The organism is Rhodoblastus sp., assembly GCF_052145335.1.
Lineage (GTDB): Bacteria > Pseudomonadota > Alphaproteobacteria > Rhizobiales > Beijerinckiaceae > Rhodoblastus.
On record NZ_JBKQOU010000186.1, the window covers coordinates 1 to 3,914 of the forward strand.

The 3,914-nt window shown below is 59.8% G+C and carries 3 protein-coding genes and 1 pseudogene; 3 read left to right on the forward strand and 1 reads right to left on the reverse strand.

Going from position 1 to position 3,914, the window contains the following annotated elements:
- The 3 genes and pseudogenes from ACLP2E_RS11820 to ACLP2E_RS11830 form a co-directional block, all read left to right on the forward strand.
- Positions 1–291 (forward strand): annotated as a pseudogene (locus ACLP2E_RS11820) (4Fe-4S binding protein); the annotation flags it as partial.
- Positions 292–459: 168 nt separating this feature from the next.
- Complete coding sequence (locus tag ACLP2E_RS11825; RefSeq protein ID WP_442466046.1) at positions 460–2,244, forward strand: pyrroloquinoline quinone-dependent dehydrogenase; 1,785 nt, start codon at positions 460–462, stop codon at positions 2,242–2,244.
- Positions 2,244–3,374 (forward strand): patatin-like phospholipase family protein, encoded by a 1,131-nt coding sequence (locus ACLP2E_RS11830; RefSeq protein ID WP_442466047.1) that lies wholly within the window; start codon positions 2,244–2,246, stop codon positions 3,372–3,374. The genes ACLP2E_RS11825 and ACLP2E_RS11830 overlap by 1 nt, the downstream gene beginning before the upstream one ends.
- A 207-nt stretch (positions 3,375–3,581) precedes the next feature.
- Here ACLP2E_RS11830 and ACLP2E_RS11835 read toward each other — a convergent pair.
- On the reverse strand, positions 3,582–3,914 hold a 333-nt coding region (locus ACLP2E_RS11835), incomplete at its 5' end, for a phytochelatin synthase family protein (protein ID WP_442466048.1).

Below are 3,914 nucleotides of genomic sequence, written 5' to 3' on the forward strand. Positions count from 1 at the left end.
CATCATCTCGCACAGGCTTTGATTCCAGTCGCGGGCTGCGGCGTTTTTCTCGGCCTGTCCTCGCTCACCGTCACCATGCTCAAGGCGGAAGGAATCGTCCTCCCCTTCGTCGGAGTTTTACGCGCGACTCTGTTGATCGGGGCCGGGCTTTGGGCGCTTTATCTGGCTTGGCGCATCGCCCAGACCAAGACCGGTTCGTCAGCGCGTCAGGCCTTCGCGGTCCTGGCCATGGCGGGCGCCATCGCCATCGGCGGCGCCGTCTGGGCGAGCCTGTTCTGGCGATTTTTCTAGGCGCTTGTTGCCGGAGCGGCCAAATATTTTCAAGCGTCCAAACGGAACGGCTCTGCCGGGTTTGAGTTGTTCCGACGCTCCTGAGGCAATGCAAGATAAGCTTTGCAGGATATTTTAGATTGCATCTCGAATGCGCCAAACATTTGCGCGAAAAATAGCGAGGCGCTGATGAACAACAAGCTCAAGTGGCTCGGCGTATCCGTCGTGGCGCTCGGCGCCGTCGTCGCAGGCGTGCTCTACACGCATTTTGATGAGGCGGTTCCCGTCGTGGCGATGGGCGTCAACTATTTTCGTTACTTGAATGCGCCAAAGGGAACGATCGTCATTGAACGGGCTCCGGACGCCGCCAGCCTTCCGAAGCTGACGAAAGCGACAGAGCTGCATGGCGCGGTCGACGCCGATTGGCCGAGCTACAACAAGACGCTGCGCTCAGAGCGTTTTTCGATGCTGGACGAGATCACGGCGGCGAACGCCAAAAACCTGAAGGTGTTATGCACCTTCGACACCGGCCAATATACCGGCTTCAACACCGGATTGCTCGAGGTGCAGGGGGCTCTCGTCTTCACCACCGAATATGATATTTTCTCGATCAATCCCAATGATTGCAGCCAGAACTGGCGCGTTCACGAAGATTATACGCCCGCCTCGGCGCAGGGCGTCAGCCGGGGCCCAGCCTATCTCGACGGCGTGCTGTATCGCGGCACGCAGGACGGCCGCGTGCTGGCCTATGATTTCAAGACCGGCAAACGCCTGTGGGAGACCACAATCGCCGATTCGAAAAGAGGCGAAAGCGCGCCCGCCGCGCCGATCGCCTGGAATGGCCTCGTCTTCATCGGCAACGCCGGCGGCGACGTCAAAGGCGTCAAGGGCCGGATGTATGCGCTCGACGCCAAGACCGGCAAAATCGTCTGGGAGTTCTACCTCGTCCCGAAAACCCCCGGTGATGTCGAGCGCGGGCCGCAGGCGCGGTCTCCGCTCGACACTTCGACCTGGAAGACGCCGGAAGGGTCGCCGATCACTGGCGGCGCGACCTGGACGTCCTACTCGCTCGACCCCGAAAAGGGGCTGCTTTACGTTCCGGGCGGCAATCCGGCGCCGGATTTCGGAGCCGACATGCGTGAGGGCGAAAATCTCTATTCCGGCTCGGTCGTCGTGCTCGACGCCAAAACCGGCGACTACAAGACCCATTTCAAGATCGTCCCGAAGGACTGGCACGATTGGGACATGTCCACGGCGCCGGTGCTGATCCAGTCCGCCGCTGGCCGGAACATGATGATCGTCGCGCCGAAAGACGGTCATCTCTATGGCTTCGATCTTTCGACTGCGAAAATGCTCTATCGCAACCCGATGACCAAGGTCGAAAACGCCGATGCTCCATTCGCCGCCGGCGAGTCGGTCCGTTATTGTCCGGGATCGATCGGCGGCGCGGAGTGGAATGGACCGGCCTACGATCCACAGAACAATCTCGTCCTCGTCGGAGAGGTGGAATGGTGCTCGACTGCGACATTGCAGACAAAGGAAAAGATGGAAGCGACCCCGGTTGGAGCGCCCTGGTCCGGAGAAGCCTCGCTTAACCCCTACAATGTCTGGGGAAAACAGGATCCTGTGTTCGATTGGGCCGGCTGGGTTTACGCAGTCGACGCCGACAGCGGCCAATGGCGCTGGCGCGCCAAGACCAACTATCCGGTCCAGAGCGGAATGACGCCGACAGCCGGCGGCGTCGTGTTCTTTGGCGACATGGGCGGCAATTTTTATGCGCTCGACACCGGCGACGGCCATGAATTATGGGGCCAGAAGATCGGCGGAGCGGCAGGCGGCGGCGTCATCACCTACAAGGCCGGCGGCGCCCAACGCGTCGCCGTCGCCACAGGATTGACCGAGGTGCTCTGGCCCACGGAAATCACGACGGCAAAAGTCTCAATTCTTGGCCTAGACCAGCGCGATAAGCCATAATGGATGGCGCCATCGAGCCCGAGAAAACCAAATGTGTCCTGGTTCTGCAGGGCGGCGGGGCCATGGGCGCCTATCACATTGGCGCGTTTCAGGCCTTGCGCGAACAGGCGTTCGAGCCCGACTGGGTTTGCGGCATATCGATGGGCGCGATCAATGGAGCCATTATTGCCGGCAACGCTCCAGAGCGGCGGCTGGAGCAACTGGAAACATTCTGGGAGACGATCTCTCGGCCATCGATCTCTTCATTGATCTCTCAGCCATCGCCAATGCCGGCGCCCGGCGGCGTACAGATTGAAACCCTTGAACATAGATTGAGCTTCGCGACGACCTTGCTCGTGGGACAGCCGGGGTTCTTTACGCCGCGTGTTATTAACCCGTATTTCGCTGCGCCGGGCATTGCGGCGACGAGCTTTTACGACACATCGCCCTTGTATGAAACGCTGGCGGCGACGGTCGATTTCAATCGTCTCAACGCCAATTTGACGCGACTTTCTGTCGGCTCCACCGACATCGAAACGGGTTCGCTGGTTTTTTTCGACACTCAGAAAAAGTCTGGTCGCTTAGGCCCCGAACATGTCATCGCCAGTTGCTCCCTGCCGCCCGGTTTTCCACCTACGCCGATTGGGGGAAAATTTTACTGGGACGGCGGCTGCGTTTCGAATTCGCCCCTCGAGGCGGTGCAACGCGATATGCCTCCTGATCATACCGTGATTTTCATCATCGATCTATGGAGCGCCAAGGGTCCGGTCCCCGACAATATGGAAGCAGTCGCCTGGCGCGTCAAGCAGATCCGGTTTGCGAGCGCCACGCCGCAGCATATCGAGGCGATGGCGTCGAAAATCAACCTGCGCCACGCCATGCAATTGCTCACCGAACCTGATGCGCGCCTTCCCGAGCAGCGGCTTGATCTGGTTCATATCGTCTATCACCCCGGGCAGGATCAGATTCCCTCCAGCGACGCTGAATTCTCTCGCGCCTCCATCGCTGAGCGACGCAAGGCCGGACTTGCCGACATGCGCCGCGCCTTGGCGGACAGCCCGTGGCGTCGCGTCCCGAAACCAGAAAATGTCTGTTGCATGGTCCATCGCGTCACCCGCGATGGCGTCGAAACACTGGACGCTTCAAAATAAGTCGCTTCTCGCCTGCTCGCTCGCCAGGCAGACCGCCACAAAGGCGAAAGCAACTCTCTGATTTTCCTGTAACTCCTGTTTTCGAAATCGAACAGGAGGTGTTGGTGCGCAGGAGAGGCGTCACATTTATGATCTAACCAATGCGCTACATGATGCGGTCGACGGACGCGACGGCTGCCGGCGCGAACGGGGCCATAAAGTTCTGGGTTATTGCGCCTCGACCTCCAACACTCCCCTCTTCTCGTGACTGGAGGAGTCAATCGTGTCCTGCGCTTCGAAAAGTCTACTCATTGGAACGACCCACGGTCGAAATTGAGCATTCACGTCGCCGACGAACACAAGGTCTTCTTCCGGCAGGTAACCAAGAACCGGCGAGAAGTGGCCGTGTCCCCGGCCGAACAGCGGCATACGCAGGAAATTGACAATGATGCGGCGGCTCGGATCATTGCTTTTCGCCATCTCGGCCCGGAACGAATCAAGCGACAGGCCGCGAAGCACTTTGACCGGCTTGCCCGTTTCGCGCTCGAGCAGTCCGGCCTC